Source organism: Cellulomonas iranensis NBRC 101100 = JCM 18110 (assembly GCF_001552375.1).
Taxonomy (GTDB): Bacteria; Actinomycetota; Actinomycetes; order Actinomycetales; family Cellulomonadaceae; genus Cellulomonas; species Cellulomonas iranensis.
In genome coordinates this window covers 1-13,955 of sequence record NZ_BCRB01000092.1, presented here as the reverse complement: position 1 = coordinate 13,955, position 13,955 = coordinate 1, and the positions used below count along the sequence as shown (strand labels likewise).

At 75.1% G+C, this 13,955-nt stretch carries 11 protein-coding genes; 3 read left to right on the top strand and 8 right to left on the bottom strand.

What is annotated here, in order from left to right; translation table 11 throughout:
• Nucleotides 1–438 precede the first annotated feature (438 nt).
• The 8 genes from nadD to CS2_RS15460 all read right to left on the bottom strand — a co-directional run bounded on the left by nadD (nt 439) and on the right by CS2_RS15460 (nt 9,813).
• Complete coding sequence (gene nadD, locus CS2_RS15490; RefSeq protein ID WP_082740286.1) at nt 439–1,056, bottom strand: nicotinate-nucleotide adenylyltransferase; 618 nt, start codon at nt 1,054–1,056, stop codon at nt 439–441.
• A 2-nt stretch (nt 1,057–1,058) separates the two neighbouring features.
• Entirely contained in the window at nt 1,059–1,214 is a 156-nt protein-coding gene (locus CS2_RS19125) for a hypothetical protein (protein WP_163276453.1), read from the bottom strand.
• A 134-nt stretch (nt 1,215–1,348) separates the two neighbouring features.
• Nucleotides 1,349–2,656, bottom strand: a complete 1,308-nt coding sequence (locus CS2_RS15485) for a glutamate-5-semialdehyde dehydrogenase (RefSeq protein ID WP_070320658.1) — start codon at nt 2,654–2,656, stop codon at nt 1,349–1,351.
• A gap of 119 nt (nt 2,657–2,775) precedes the next feature.
• Entirely contained in the window at nt 2,776–3,924 is a 1,149-nt protein-coding gene (proB, locus tag CS2_RS15480; protein ID WP_070320660.1) for a glutamate 5-kinase, read from the bottom strand.
• 107 nt (nt 3,925–4,031) lie between these two features.
• Nucleotides 4,032–5,549 (bottom strand): GTPase ObgE, encoded by a 1,518-nt coding sequence (obgE, locus tag CS2_RS15475; RefSeq protein WP_070320657.1) that lies wholly within the window; start codon nt 5,547–5,549, stop codon nt 4,032–4,034.
• A gap of 112 nt (nt 5,550–5,661) precedes the next feature.
• Nucleotides 5,662–5,919: a 50S ribosomal protein L27 gene (gene rpmA / locus CS2_RS15470; protein WP_046528710.1), complete on the bottom strand. Its 258-nt coding sequence runs from the start codon at nt 5,917–5,919 to the stop codon at nt 5,662–5,664.
• A gap of 58 nt (nt 5,920–5,977) precedes the next feature.
• The gene (gene rplU, locus CS2_RS15465; protein ID WP_201775302.1) at nt 5,978–6,286 is read right to left on the bottom strand and encodes a 50S ribosomal protein L21; all 309 of its coding nucleotides are present in this window, start codon (nt 6,284–6,286) and stop codon (nt 5,978–5,980) included.
• Nucleotides 6,287–6,579: 293 nt separating this feature from the next.
• Nucleotides 6,580–9,813, bottom strand: coding sequence for an Rne/Rng family ribonuclease (locus CS2_RS15460; RefSeq protein ID WP_233421216.1), 3,234 nt, complete (start codon nt 9,811–9,813; stop codon nt 6,580–6,582).
• A 474-nt stretch (nt 9,814–10,287) separates the two neighbouring features.
• Here CS2_RS15460 and CS2_RS15455 point away from each other — a divergent pair, with 474 nt between their 5' ends.
• From CS2_RS15455 to CS2_RS15445, 3 genes are all read left to right on the top strand, one after another.
• Nucleotides 10,288–11,814 (top strand): cytochrome ubiquinol oxidase subunit I, encoded by a 1,527-nt coding sequence (locus CS2_RS15455; protein ID WP_070320656.1) that lies wholly within the window; start codon nt 10,288–10,290, stop codon nt 11,812–11,814.
• Nucleotides 11,815–11,828: 14 nt separating this feature from the next.
• Nucleotides 11,829–12,884: a cytochrome d ubiquinol oxidase subunit II gene (cydB, locus tag CS2_RS15450; protein ID WP_070320655.1), complete on the top strand. Its 1,056-nt coding sequence runs from the start codon at nt 11,829–11,831 to the stop codon at nt 12,882–12,884.
• Nucleotides 12,885–12,921: 37 nt separating this feature from the next.
• The coding region (locus CS2_RS15445; RefSeq protein WP_267886492.1) for an ABC transporter ATP-binding protein/permease at nt 12,922–13,955 on the top strand (1,034 nt) is incomplete at its 3' end.

Genomic DNA, 13,955 nt, shown 5'->3' with positions numbered 1-13,955 from the left:
GGCGCGGGGGCGGCCGGGCGCGGCGCCACCGGTGCGGTCGAGCGTGCGGTCGGGGCGGCGGGACGTGCCGCCGCGGGAGGCGTCGCCGCACGCGGGGCGGCGGTCGGGTCGAGCGCCGAGTCGCGGTACGAGCGGCGCGAGCGCGCACCGTCGGGCGACGCCGCGGGACCGGGCGCCGCGGGGGCCGACGGCGTCGGACCCGCCGGGACCGGGCCGGGCCGGGGGGCCGACGCCTGCGGTGCCGGCGCGGCCGACCACGCGGACGGTGCGGCGCCGTCCGTGCCCGCGGGCGGGGTCACCAGTCGGCTGCGCAGGGCACGACGCGAGCCGGGCGCCGGGGCGCCGCCCCCGGAGACAGGGGACGCCGGGGCGCCGGCGCCCGGACCTGCGTCCTCGACCGCGCGCTCCATCTCTCGACGGCGGCGACGCTCTCCGGGTTCACTCATCAGGACCTCGATACAACCTGTGCTTGGCGATGTACTGGACGACCCCGTCGGGGACGAGGTACCACACCGGCTCCCCCGCACGCGCTCGTGCGCGGACGTCGGTCGAGGAGATCGCCAGGGCCGGGACCTCCAGGACGTCGACCCGCCCCGGGGGCAGGCCGTCCACCGACAGCGTGTGCCCGGGGCGGGTGACCGCCACGAACCGCGCCATGTCGAAGAGCTCGGCAGCATCCTTCCACGTGAGGATCTGCGCGATCGCGTCGGCACCGGTGATGAAGAAGAGGTCGGCGTCCGGGCGCGCGGTCTTGAGGTCCCGGAGCGTGTCGACCGTGTACGTCAGGCCCGTGCGGTCGACGTCCACCCGGCTGACCGTGAAGCGCGGGTTCGACGCCGTGGCGATCACCGTCATGAGGTAGCGGTGCTCGGCCGGCGAGACGTCGACGTGCTGCTTGAACGTCGGCTTGCCCGTCGGCACGAACACGACCTCGTCGAGGTCGAACCGGGCGGCGGCCTCGCTGGCCGCGACCAGGTGGCCGTGGTGCACGGGGTCGAACGTGCCGCCCATCACCCCGAGGCGTGGGCGGGCAGGGACCCCCGCGGAGACCGGCACGGTCAGTGGCGGGTCCCGACGGACCGGAAGGCGTACGTGACGAGGAGCATCGCGAGGAGCCCCACGAAGGCGCCGACGCCGAACACGACGGGCGGGAACGGCAGCTCGCTCGCGTGGGCCGCGGTCTCCTCGGCGGCGGCGATCAGGGTGGCCTGCACGGCATCCTCCTGGGGGTCGTCGGTGGTGCGGGGACGGGGGTGGTGCGGGGGCGGCACGTCGGACGGAGGCCGCCCGGCGCCGCAGCCACCCAGTGTCGCATGCCCGCCCGTGCGGACCGGGCACGCGACGGGTGTCAGGGGCGCACGTGCCCGTCGCCGTGCACGACCCACTTGGTCGTCGTGAGCTCCGCCAGCCCCATCGGGCCGCGGGCGTGCAGCTTCTGCGTCGAGATGCCGATCTCGGCGCCCAGCCCGAACTGGCCGCCGTCGGTGAAGCGCGTCGAGGCGTTGACGATCACGGCGGCCGCGTCGACCTCCGCGACGAACCGCTCGGAGGCCCGCAGGTCCCGCGTGAGGATCGCCTCGGTGTGCCCCGTGGACCAGCGCCGGACGTGGTCGATCGCGGCGTCGAGGTCGTCGACGACCCGCACCGCGAGGTCGAGCGACAGGTACTCGGTGCCCCAGTCGGCCTCGGTCGCCGGCACGGTCGCCACGCCCTGCGGCGCGTGCGCGAGCGTCGCGGCGTCGCCGTGCACCGTGACCCCGGCCTGGCCGAGCGCGGCCAGCGCGGACGGCAGGAACGCGTCGGCGACGTCGCGGTGCACGAGCAGCGTCTCGACCGCGTTGCACACCCCGACGCGCTGCGTCTTGGCGTTGAGCAGGATAGGCAGCGCGTCATCGAGGTCGGCGCTCGCGTCGACGTAGAGGTGGCAGTTGCCGACGCCGGTCTCGATGACCGGCACGGTCGCCTCGCGCACGACCGTCGCGATGAGGTCGGCACCGCCGCGCGGCACGAGCACGTCGACCAGGCCGCGCGCGTGCATGAGGGCGACGCCGCCGGGACGCCCCCAGGCGTCGACCGACTGGACGAGGTCGCGCGGCAGTCCCTGCGCGGCGAGCGCCTCGGCGAGGACCTCGACGATCGTCGCGTTGCTGCTCGCGGCGGCCGACCCGCCGCGCAGCACGACCGCGTTCCCGCTCTTGAGCGCGAGGCCCGCCGCGTCCACGGTCACGTTGGGCCGCGCCTCGTAGATCATGCCGACGACGCCCATGGGCACGCGCACCTGACGCAGCCGCAGGCCGTTCGGCAGCGTCGAGCCGCGCACGACCTCGCCCACCGGGTCGGGCAGCGCCGCGAGCTCGCGCAGCGCGTCGGCGATCGCGACGACCCGCTCCGGGGTCAGCGCGAGGCGGTCGAGCAGGCCCTCGGACATCCCCCCGGCGCGTCCGCGGGCGACGTCCTCGGCGTTCGCGGCCAGCACGCGGTCGGTCGCCGCGACCAGCGCGTCCGCGAGCGCACGCAGCGCGGCGTCCTTCGTCGCGCGTGTCGCGGTCGCGAGCGCGCGCGACGCCTCGCGGGCACGGCGCGCGACCTCGAGGACGGCGACCTCGGGGTCGTCCTGCGCGAGCGCGGGCGTCGACTGCTCCAGGGACGTGGTCATGCGCCCAGGCTAGTCGCGCACGGGCGCGTGCGTGCCGAGCGCCCGCCTCGCAGACCGGCCCCGCGCGGCGCGCGGACGGCACGACGCCGGGCCCGTCACGCGCGCCCGACCGCGGCACCTCACCGCCGCCGACGCACCAGCACCAGGTCGTCGCGGTGCACGAGCTCACGGTCGTAGCCCGGTCCGAGCGTGTCGCGCAGGTCGCCCGTGCTGTGCCCCAGCAGCTGGGGCACCTCGTCCGAGCCGTAGGCCACCAGGCCGCGCGCGACGACGCCGCCCGCGGCGTCCACGAGCTCGACGGGATCACCGGCCTCGAACGCGCCCTCGACGGCCGTCACGCCCGCGGGCAGCAGCGACGTGCGCCGCTCGACGACCGCACGCACCGCACCGTCGTCGAGCACGAGCCGCCCGCGCGTGCGCGCCGCGTGCGCGAGCCACAGCAGCCGGATCGAGCGCCGCCGGCCCGTCGCGGCGAACCACGTGCCGACGTCCTCCCCCGCGAACGCGGCAGCCGCCTGCGCGGCCGACGTGAGGACCACCGGGATCCCCGACTGCGTCGCGATCGCGACCGACTCGATCTTGGTGACCATGCCGCCCGTGCCGACCGCGCTGCCGCGGGCCGTCACGTCCACGCCGTCGAGCTCGCCGGGCGCGCGCACCTCGGCGATGCGTCGCGACCCGGGCCGCGACGGCGGGCCCGTGTAGAGCGCGTCGACGTCGGTCAGCAGCGCGAGCACGTCGGCGTGCACGAGGTGCGACACGAGCGCCGCGAGCCGGTCGTTGTCGCCGAACCGGATCTCGTCGGTCGCGACGGCGTCGTTCTCGTTGATGATCGGCACGACGCCGAGGTCGAGCAGGCGCGTCAGCGCACGGTGCGCGTTGCGGTACCGCCCGCGCCGCCACGTGTCCTCGGCGGTCAGCAGCACCTGCGCGACCGTGAGGCCGTGCGCGGCGAACGCGCGCTCGTAGTCGGCGACGAGCAGGCCCTGCCCCACCGACGCGGCGGCCTGCTGCGTCGCGAGGTCCCGCGGGCGCGCGGGCAGCCCCAGCGGGCCGATGCCCGCCGCGATCGCGCCCGACGACACGAGCACGACCTGCGTGCCCGCCGCACGCCGTGCCGCGAGCACGTCGACGACGGCGGCGAGCCGCTGCGGGTCGAGGTGACCGTCCGGGGTCGTCAGGGACGACGACCCGACCTTGACGACGATGCGCCCGGCGTGCGGCAGCTGGTCTCGGCCCTGGAGGGCGACGGCACTCACGCAGGCCATGATGCCGCGCCGAGCGCCGTCGCCCGTGCGACGCCCGCCCCGCGGACGGGCCGCGGACCGGCGCCGGACGGGTGCGGGCCGCACGGCGTGCGCGCGGCCCGCCCGCGTCACGCGTCGGGGTCGGTCCAGACGCCCTTCTCGCGCTCGGTCCACAGCTCGGCGCGCGCGGCGGCCTTGGCGTCCATCCGCTCGGTGTACTCGCGCCGCTTCTGGCCGCGCGTGGGGCGCGACTGGTCGTCGAGACGCGCGTCCGTGCCACGGGGGCCACCCAGCAGCTCGGAGCCCGTCAGCAGCGTCGGCTCCCAGTCGAAGACGACGGCGTTCTCGTCGGGACCGATGCGCACCTCGTCGCCCGCGACCGCGCCCGCCGCGTAGAGGCGCTCCTCGACGCCCGCGCGCGCGAGCCGGTCGGCGAGGTAGCCGACCGCCTCGTCGTTGGAGAAGTCCGTCTGGCGCACCCACCGCTCGGGCTTCTCGCCGCGCACCACGAACCACACCTGGCCGTTGCCCTCGCGCCGCGTGACCGTGAACCCGGTCTCGTCGACCGCGCGCGGGCGCAGCACGACGCGCGTGGCCTCGGGCGGCGGCGCGTCGCGACGCGCCTGCACGACGCGCTCGGCGAGCGCGAACGTCAGCGGGCGCAGGCCCTCGTGGCTCGCGGTCGACACCTCGAACACCGGCAGGCCGCGCGCCTCCAGCTCGGGGCGCACGAGGTCGGCGAGCTCGCGGGCCTCGGGCACGTCGATCTTGTTCAGCACGACGACGCGCGGGCGCTGCGTGAGCGGTACGCCGCCCGCGGCGACCTCGAGGTCCTCGGCGTACGCGGCGAGCTCGGCCTCGATGACGTCGAGGTCGGTGAGCGGGTCACGTCCCGGCTCGAGCGTCGCGCAGTCCAGCACGTGCACGATGACGGCGCAGCGCTCGATGTGCCGCAGGAACTCCAGCCCGAGGCCCTTGCCCTGCGACGCCCCGGGGATCAGACCCGGCACGTCCGCGACGGTGTACCGCGCGTCCCCGGCCTGCACGACGCCCAGGTTCGGCACGAGGGTCGTGAACGGGTAGTCGGCGATCTTGGGGCGCGCGGCGGACACGGCCGCGACGAGGCTCGACTTGCCCGCGGAGGGGTAGCCGACGAGCGCGACGTCCGCGATCGTCTTGAGCTCGAGCACGACGTCGGCGGACTCGCCGGGCTCGCCGAGCAGCGCGAACCCGGGCGCCTTGCGGCGCGGCGAGGCGAGCGCCGCGTTGCCGAGCCCGCCGCGACCGCCCGCGGCGACGACGTAGCGCGCACCCGCGCCGACGAGGTCGGCCAGCACGGTGCCGTCGGACGACTTCACGACGGTGCCGTCGGGGACCCCGAGCACGAGGTCCTCGGCGGTCGACCCGCTGCGGTGGTCGCCCATGCCCTGCGTGCCGGACGCGGCGCGCCGGTGCGGCAGGTGGTGGTACGGCAGAAGCGTGGTCACCTGCGGGTCGACCTCGAGGATCACCGACCCGCCGTTGCCGCCGTTGCCGCCGTCGGGGCCCGCCAGGGGCTTGAACTTCTCGCGGTGGATCGACGCGCACCCGTGCCCGCCGTCACCGCCGGTCGCGTGCACCACGACTCGGTCGACGAACGTCGCCACGGGTGTCCTCCTCGTCCTTCAGGGTGCGGGCAGGCGCCCGCCTCGGTCGTGCAACGACGAAGGGGCGCACCGCACCGGTGCGCCCCTCCGACGTCGATGGTGAGGCAGCGCCTCAGGCGTCGGCCGCCACGATGTCGACGACCTTGCGGCCGCGGCGCGTGCCGAACGCGACCGCACCGGCGGTCAGCGCGAACAGCGTGTCGTCGCCACCCCGGCCGACGTTGTCACCGGGGTGGAAGTGCGTGCCGCGCTGGCGGACGATGATCTCGCCGGCCTTGACGACCTGACCGCCGAAGCGCTTCACGCCCAGGCGCTGGGCGTTGGAGTCGCGACCGTTGCGCGAGGAGCTCGCGCCCTTCTTGTGTGCCATGACAGACCTGCTCTCAGTGTTCCGGAGTACGGGGTGCAGCCGCCGAGGCGGCGCGAGCTCACTTGATGCCGGTGACCTTGAGGCGGGTCAGCTTCTGGCGGTGACCCTGGCGCTTGCGGTAGCCGGTCTTGTTCTTGTACTTGAGGATGTCGATCTTGGGACCCTTCTCGTCCCGCACGACCTCCGCCGTGACCGTCACCTTCGCGAGCGCCGCGGCGTCCGTGGTGACCTTCTCGCCGTCGACGAGCAGGAGCGCCGGCAGCTGGACCGACGAACCCGCCTCGGCGGCGAGGCGGTCGACGACGACGACGTCGCCGACGGCGACCTTCTCCTGGCGGCCGCCAGCCTTCACGATCGCGTACACCACGTTGCTGCTCATCTCTGCTCGTCGGACCTGCACGTCACTGCTCATCGGTACTGCACTCGGTGCCCGTGACCCGCCGAGGCCCGCGCACCACCCCGCCACGGGGGCGAGGGGTTCGCGTCGGCGAGGTCGTCCGCGGCGCCCGACCGTGGTGCCTGCCGGCGGCCCCGGCTCTCGCGAGCCCGGTGCGGTACCGGCACTGCCACGGCGCGCACGCGACGCACCGACGTTCTAGGGTACGGACCCGTCCGCGCCGGGTCAAACGCGCGCGGACGGGTCCGGGTGGCTCCCGGGCGTCAGTCGCCCTCGCCGTCCGCCGGCGCGGCCCCGGCCTGCGCGGGCTCGTCGTCCTCGAACGACGCGAACAGGTCGGGGTCGACCGCGTGCAGCTCGAGCGGCGCGTCGGTCTCGACGACCGGCGCAGCCGCCGCGCGCGCCGCACCGAGCTCCGCGAGGACGTCCAGCACGGGCGCCGCCGGCGCCGGGGCGGCCTCGGGCGCGGCGTCGGCCTGCGCCGCCGCGTCCGTGCCGCCCTGCTCCGGGGCGTCCGCACCCTCGGGCCGCTCGTGGTCGTGGTCGTGCGCGTGCGCGGCGGCCGCCGCGATCGTCGCGAGGGTCGCCTTCACGGCCTCGCGCGCCTCGGGCAGCACCGGGACGGCCGCGGCCGCCACCGGGGCGGCGGCGCTCCCCTGCTCGGCGGTGGCCCGCTTGCGGCGCGAGCGCTTCGACTCGCCCTGCTCGGGTGCGGGCTGCGCGCCCGCGTCCTGGCGCGAGCTCTTCGACACGGGGTCGGTGTGCACGACGAACCCGCGACCGTGGCAGTGCTCGCACGTCTCGCTGAACGCCTCGACCAGGCCCTGGCCGACCCGCTTGCGCGTCATCTGCACGAGGCCGAGCGAGGTCACCTCGGCGACCTGGTGCTTGGTGCGGTCGCGCCCCAGGCACTCGACGAGGCGACGCAGCACGAGGTCGCGGTTGGACTCGAGCACCATGTCGATGAAGTCGATGACGATGATGCCGCCGATGTCGCGCAGCCGGAGCTGGCGCACGATCTCCTCGGCCGCCTCGAGGTTGTTGCGCGTCACCGTCTCCTCGAGCGTGCCGCCGGCGCCCGTGAACTTGCCGGTGTTGACGTCGACGACGGTCATGGCCTCGGTGCGGTCGATCACGAGCGAGCCGCCCGACGGGAGCCAGACCTTGCGGTCCATGCCCTTGGCCAGCTGCTCGTCGATGCGGTGCACGCTGAACAGGTCCTGCGTACCGGTCCACTTCTCGACGCGGGCGGCGAGGTCGGGCGCGAGCTCGCCGACGTACGTCGAGATGGTCGTCCACGCGTCGTCGCCCTGGACCACGAGCGAGGAGAAGTCGTCGTTGAAGATGTCGCGGACCACGCGGATCGCCATGTCGGGCTCGCCCTGCAGCAGCGCGGGCGCGTTGGCGGTCTTCGTCTTGCGCTCGATCGCCTCCCACTGGCCCTGCAGGCGCACGACGTCGGCGCGCAGCTCGTCCTCGCTCGCACCCTCCGCGGCGGTGCGCACGATGACGCCCGCGGAGTCCGGCACCACGTCGCGCAGGATCTTCTTGAGGCGCGAGCGCTCGGTGTCGGGGAGCTTGCGGCTGATGCCGGTCATGCCGCCGCCCGGCACGTACACGAGGTACCGGCCGGCCAGCGTGACCTGGCTGGTCAGGCGCGCACCCTTGTGCCCGATGGGGTCCTTGGTGACCTGGACGAGCACCGAGTCGCCCGACTTGAGGGCCTGCTCGATGCGGCGCGGCTGCCCCTCGAGACCGGCCGCGTCCCAGTTGACCTCGCCGGCGTACAGCACGGCGTTGCGGCCCTTGCCGACGTCGACGAACGCGGCCTCCATGGACGGCAGCACGTTCTGGACGCGGCCCAGGTAGACGTTGCCGACCATCGAGGCCTGCGCCTGGTGCGACACGTAGTGCTCGACGAGCACGCCGTCCTCGAGCACCGCGATCTGCGTGCGGCCGTCGCGCTCGCGCACGACCATCGACCGCTCGACCGACTCGCGGCGCGCGAGGAACTCCGCCTCGGTGATGATCTGGCGCCGGCGGCCGGCGTCGCGTCCCTCGCGGCGGCGCTGGCGCTTGGCCTCCAGGCGCGTCGACCCGCGCAGCGCGGTGACCTCGTCGCCGCCCGAGCGGCGGCGCGGCTCGTCGCCGCCCTCGGCGCGGGCGCCACGGCGGCGGCGTCGACGGCGTCGGCTCGAGCCGCCCGTCGACTCGTCGTCGCCGGCGTCCTGCTCGGGCTCCTGCTCGGCGTCCTCGTCCTCGTCGCCCGCGTCGGGGGCGTCCTCGGCGCTGTCGTCGCCCGCCTGCTCGGCACGGCCGCGACGGCCGCGGCCGCCCCGCCGCCGACGACGGCGCGGGCCGCCGTCCTCGTCGCCGGACTCGTCGTCGGCGGTGTCGGCGGTCTCGGCCGCCTCGGCGGCGCCGTCGGCCGCGTCCTCGGTCTCGTCCTGCGTGTCCTCGGTCGCGTCGTCCGCGGTCGCGTCGTCCGCGGACGCCTTGCGACCCCGGCCGCGACGACGGCGCGCGCGCGGCGCGGCCTCCTCGGCGACCGGCGCGTCGTCGACGACGACCTCCTCGACCGTCTCGACGGCGGTCTCCTCGTCGCTGCGCGCGGCCTCCGAGATCTCCTCGGGCGAGCCGGTGGACGCCTGCGCGCGCCGACGCCGGGGGCGGACGGCGGGGTCGGGCGCCTGGAAGAGGAGGGCGGTGGTCGCGAGGCGGGCGCGCGCGGGCGCCTCCTCCGCGGTGCGGTCGGCGCCACGCTCGGCTCCGCGTCCGGCGCTGCGCTCGGCCGTGCCGTCGGACGCGGGCTGCGCGGCACGTCCGGCAGGACGGACCGCACCGAGCTCGGCGAGCACGTCGAGCGCGCCCCGGTCCGCGGGGGCGACGGGCTCGGCGGCGGCCGGGGCGTCCTCCTGCGGCGCGTCGGCGGTGGCCTCGTCGGCGTCCTTCGCGGTGCGCGCGGACCGGCCGCCACGACGGCTCGGACGACGCCGGCGCGGCGCGCGCTCCTCGGCGTCCTCGGCCACGGACTCGGCGACACCCGAGGCCTCGGGCTCGTCCGCGGGCGCCTCGGCCTCGTCGGCGGGTGCGGGGTCGACGACCTCGTCCGCCGGCACGTCCTCGTCGGTCTCGTCGGCCGCGGGCTCGACCGCGGCCGGCTCGGGCTCGGCCGGCGGCGCGACGGGCGTGGCGTCGTCCAGGACGACGGTGCGGGTCACGCGGCGCGAGCGCCGGGCGCGCGCGGCGGGCTTCTCGGCCGCCTCGACCGCGACCGGCGGCTCCTCGGCGACGGGCGGCTCGACGACGGGAGCCTCGGCGGGCGTCGCCGCCGACCGCGCATCGGTGGCCGGCGCGTCGTCGGCGACGGGCGGCGCGGCGGACGCCTCGGGGGGTGTCACGACGTCCCGCACGACCCGCCGGCGGCGCTTCGCGGGCGCCTTCTGCGTGGCCTCGGAGGCGTCGGTGGTGTTCTCGGGGGTGTTCGCGGGAGACAAGCGGGGTGCTCCTGGGTACCCCGGGGCCCCGTCCACACGTCGTACGCCCCCGGGCGGTCGGTCGTCGCTCACGTCCGGCTGCCCGGTGCGGCGACGGAAGTCGTCGGTCGGGCCCGCCGCGGCGTTCGGCGCCATCGCCTGCCGGGCCGTCTCGGGGCTCCCGGGGGAGCCCGCCGAGGGCGGGGCGGCGGCTGGCCTGCACGATCACGTGACGGCGAGCTCGTCGGCCCCGACGGTGTGGGCGTCAGGACCTGTGGTCAGTATCGCACAGACGGCCGCGACAGCCCCGCCGACACGTGGCGAGGTTCACGACGAGACGTCAGCACCCGGGACGTTGGTCCTGTCGCTCCGGGGCCTCCCGGCCTACGGTTCGAGGGGCAGGACTCGCACCCGGCGTGCGCACCGTCGCGGCCCCCACCGCGACCCGTCCGACCCCCGTCAGCCCGCCCGCCTCGCACCAGCACGGAGAACCGCGTGGACGTCCTCGACCTGGCACGGTGGCAGTTCGGCATCACGACCGTCTACCACTTCATCTTCGTCCCGCTGACGATCGGGCTCTCCCCGCTCGTCGCGATCATGCAGACCGCGTGGGTCCGCACGGGCAACGAGCGGTGGCTGCGGCTGACCAAGTTCTTCGGCAAGCTCCTGCTGATCAACTTCGCGATCGGCGTCGCCACGGGCATCGTCCAGGAGTTCCAGTTCGGCATGAACTGGTCCGAGTACTCGCGGTTCGTCGGCGACGTGTTCGGCGCGCCGCTCGCGATGGAGGCGCTCGCCGCGTTCTTCGTCGAGTCGACGTTCCTGGGCCTGTGGATCTTCGGCTGGGACCGCCTGCCCAAGAAGATCCACCTCGCGTGCATCTGGGCCGTCGCGATCGCGACGAACCTGTCCGCGTTCTTCATCCTCGCGGCGAACTCGTGGATGCAGCACCCCGTGGGCACGACCTACAACTTCGAGACCGGCCGCGCCGAGATGACCGACATCGTGGCGGTCCTCACCAACCCGACCGTGCTCGCGGCCTTCCCGCACACGATCGCGGCCGCGTTCCTCACGGCCGGCACGTTCGTCGCGGGCATCGCCGCCTGGTGGATGGTCCGGCTGGTGCGCCGCGGCGACACCGCCAAGGCGCGCGACGTCTACCGCCCCGCCGTCATCCTGGGCCTCGTGACGATGCTCGTCTCGGGCGCCGGCGTCGCGCTGACCGGCGACTGGCAGGCCAAGCTCATGTTCGACCAGCAGCCCGCCAAGATGGCCGCCGCGGAGGGCCTGTGCGAGACGCAGGACGGCGCGGCGTTCTCGATCCTCGCGATCGGCGACCTCACCAACGACTGCGACGGCGTCAAGCACCTCATCGAGCTGCCCGGGTTCACGTCGTTCCTCGCGACCGGCGACTTCAACGCCCGCATCCGCGGCGTCGACGAGCTGCAGGAGCACTACACGCAGTGGGTCACGCAGTGGGAGCAGGACAACGGCGTCGAGGCGACGTTCGACCCCGCCGACACGCGCTTCTACCCCAACCTCGCCGTCACGTACTGGTCGTTCCGGCTCATGATCGGCTTCGGCGTCGGCTCGGCCGCGCTGTCGCTCGCCGCCCTGTGGCTGCTGCGCCGCAAGGGCTCGGTCACCGGCAAGCCGTGGTTCGGCCGGCTCGGCATCGCGGCGATCGCCACGCCGTTCCTCGCGTCGGCGTTCGGCTGGATCTTCACCGAGATGGGCCGCCAGCCGTGGGTCGTCGCGCCGAACCCGAACAGCTCGGGCGTCGACGGCGTGTGGCTGCTGACCGCCCGCGGCGTCAGCGAGGTCGTCTCCCCCGGCATGGTCTGGTTCTCGATGATCGGCTTCACGCTGCTGTACGGCGTGCTCGCCGTCGTGTGGTTCCGGCTCATGAAGCGCTACGCCGTCGAGGGCGTCGCCGACACCGAGCACGACCCCAGCCCTGACAACCCCGACAACGCCCCCGACGCGGACGGCACCGACCGTCCCCTGTCCTTCGCGTACTGAGGAGAGCGGCCACCATGGACCTGTCGACCGTCTGGTTTCTCCTCATCGCCGTCCTGTGGACCGGCTACCTCGTCCTCGAGGGCTTCGACTTCGGCGTCGGCATGCTGCTGGCGATCCTGCCGAAGGGCGACAAGGCGCGGCGCGAGAAGGAGCGCCGCCTCATGATCAACACCGTCGGACCCGTGTGGGACGGCAACGAGGTGTGGCTCCTCACGGCGGGCGGCGCGACCTTCGCGGCGTTCCCCGAGTGGTACGCGACGCTGTTCTCGGGCTTCTACATCCCGCTGTTCATCATCCTCGTCGCCCTGATCGTGCGTGTCGTCGCGTTCGAGTGGCGCGGCAAGATCGACTCGCCCGTGTGGCGGGCCTGGGCCGACCGCGCGCTGATCTTCGGCTCGTTCGTGCCGGCCCTGCTGTGGGGCGTGGCGTTCGCGAACCTCGTGCGCGGCGTCGAGCTCGACGCGAACCACCAGTACGTCGGCGGGTTCCTCGCGCTGCTGTCGCCGTTCGCGCTGCTCGGCGGCCTCGTGACGCTGACGATCTTCCTCACGCACGGCGCGATCTTCCTGGCGATGAAGACCGACGGGGACGTGCGCGAGCGGGCCGGCGCGTTCGCGGCGCGCAGCTCGGTCGTGACGCTCGTCCTGGCGGGCGTGTGGGCCGTGTGGGCGCAGCTGGAGTTCAGCGGCAAGCCCTGGACGTGGGCGGCCGTCGCGGTCGCCGCCGTCGCGCTCGTGCTGGTCGTGGGTGCCACCCGCGTGCGCCGCGAGGGCATCGCGTTCACGGCCTCGGCCGTCGCGATCGTCGCGGCCGTCGTGCTGATCTTCGGCTCGATGTTCCCCGACGTCATGCCCGCGTTCGACGCGGCGAACTCGCTCACCGTCGACAACGCGTCGTCCACGGACTACACGCTCACGGTCATGACGTGGGTCGCGGTGATCCTCACCCCGCTCGTGCTGCTCTACCAGGGCTGGACGTACTGGGTGTTCCGCAAGCGCTTGACCGTCGAGCACATCCCGGACTCGATCGGGCTCACGTTCGACAAGGTCCTGCCGAAGACCCGCGCGTGACGCCGCCCGTGCGCCCGCTCGTGATCTCCTGGACCGCGTGAAGCCTCTCGACCCCCGGCTGCTGCGGTACGCACGCGCGGCGCGCGGGTACCTCGCGCTGACGGTCGCGCTCGGCGTCGTCACCGGCGCGCTCGTCGTCGCGCAGGCCCTGCTGCTCGCGCACGCGCTCGGCTCGGCCGTCGCCGACGGCGCGACGCTCCCCCGCGTGCTGCCGCTCGTCGGCGGCCTCGCGGGGGTCGTCGCGGTGCGCGCGCTCGTGGCCGGGGTGCAGGAGCGGTACGCGCACCGCGCCGCGACGCGCGCCGTCGCCGAGCTGCGCGAGCGCGTCGTCGCGCACGCGGCCACGGTGGGGCCGCGCCGAGCCGCGCCGGCCGACGGCGCGAGCCTCGTGACGCTCGCGACGCGCGGGCTCGACGCGCTCGAGCCCTACTTCGTGAGGTACCTGCCGCAGCTCGTGCTCGCCGCGACGCTGACCCCGGCGACGCTGCTCGTGGTGCTGGGCCTCGACTGGGTCTCGGCGGCGATCATCGCCGGCACGATCCCCCTCGTGCCGGTGTTCATGTGGCTCGTGGGCGTCATGACGCAGGGCCGCTCCGAGCGCGGCCTGGCGACCATGCAGCGGCTGGGCGCGCAGGTGCTCGACCTGCTCGCGGGCCTGACGACGCTGCGCGCGTTCGGCCGCGAGCGCGGGCCGGTGGCGCGCGTGCGGGACCTGGGCGACGCGCACCGGCGCGCGACCATGGGCACGCTGCGCGTCGCGTTCCTGTCCGGCATGGTCCTGGAGCTGCTGACGACGCTGTGCGTCGCGCTCGTCGCCGTCGCGATCGGCATGCGCCTGGTCTACGGGCAGATGGACCTGGTGACGGGCCTCGCGGTGCTCGTGCTCGCCCCCGAGGTGTTCAACCCGCTGCGCCAGGTCGGTGCGCAGTTCCACGCGTCGACCGACGGCGTGGCCGCCGCGGACCGGGCGTTCGCGGTCCTCGAGGTCCCCGTCCCGCCCACGGGCACCCGCCCCGCGCCCGACCTGGCGGGCGGCGCGGTCCGCGCACGCGGCGTCGCGGTGCGGGCGCG

Excerpts from the sequence above, each read along its gene's own strand:
- proB (WP_070320660.1), bottom strand. The coding sequence starts at position 3,924 with ATGGCCTGCGTGAGTGCCGTCGCCCTCCAGGGCCGAGACCAGCTGCCG.
- rpmA (WP_046528710.1), bottom strand. The coding sequence starts at position 5,919 with ATGGCACACAAGAAGGGCGCGAGCTCCTCGCGCAACGGTCGCGACTCC.
- cydB (WP_070320655.1), top strand. The coding sequence starts at position 11,829 with ATGGACCTGTCGACCGTCTGGTTTCTCCTCATCGCCGTCCTGTGGACC.
- CS2_RS15485 (WP_070320658.1), bottom strand. The coding sequence starts at position 2,656 with ATGACCACGTCCCTGGAGCAGTCGACGCCCGCGCTCGCGCAGGACGAC.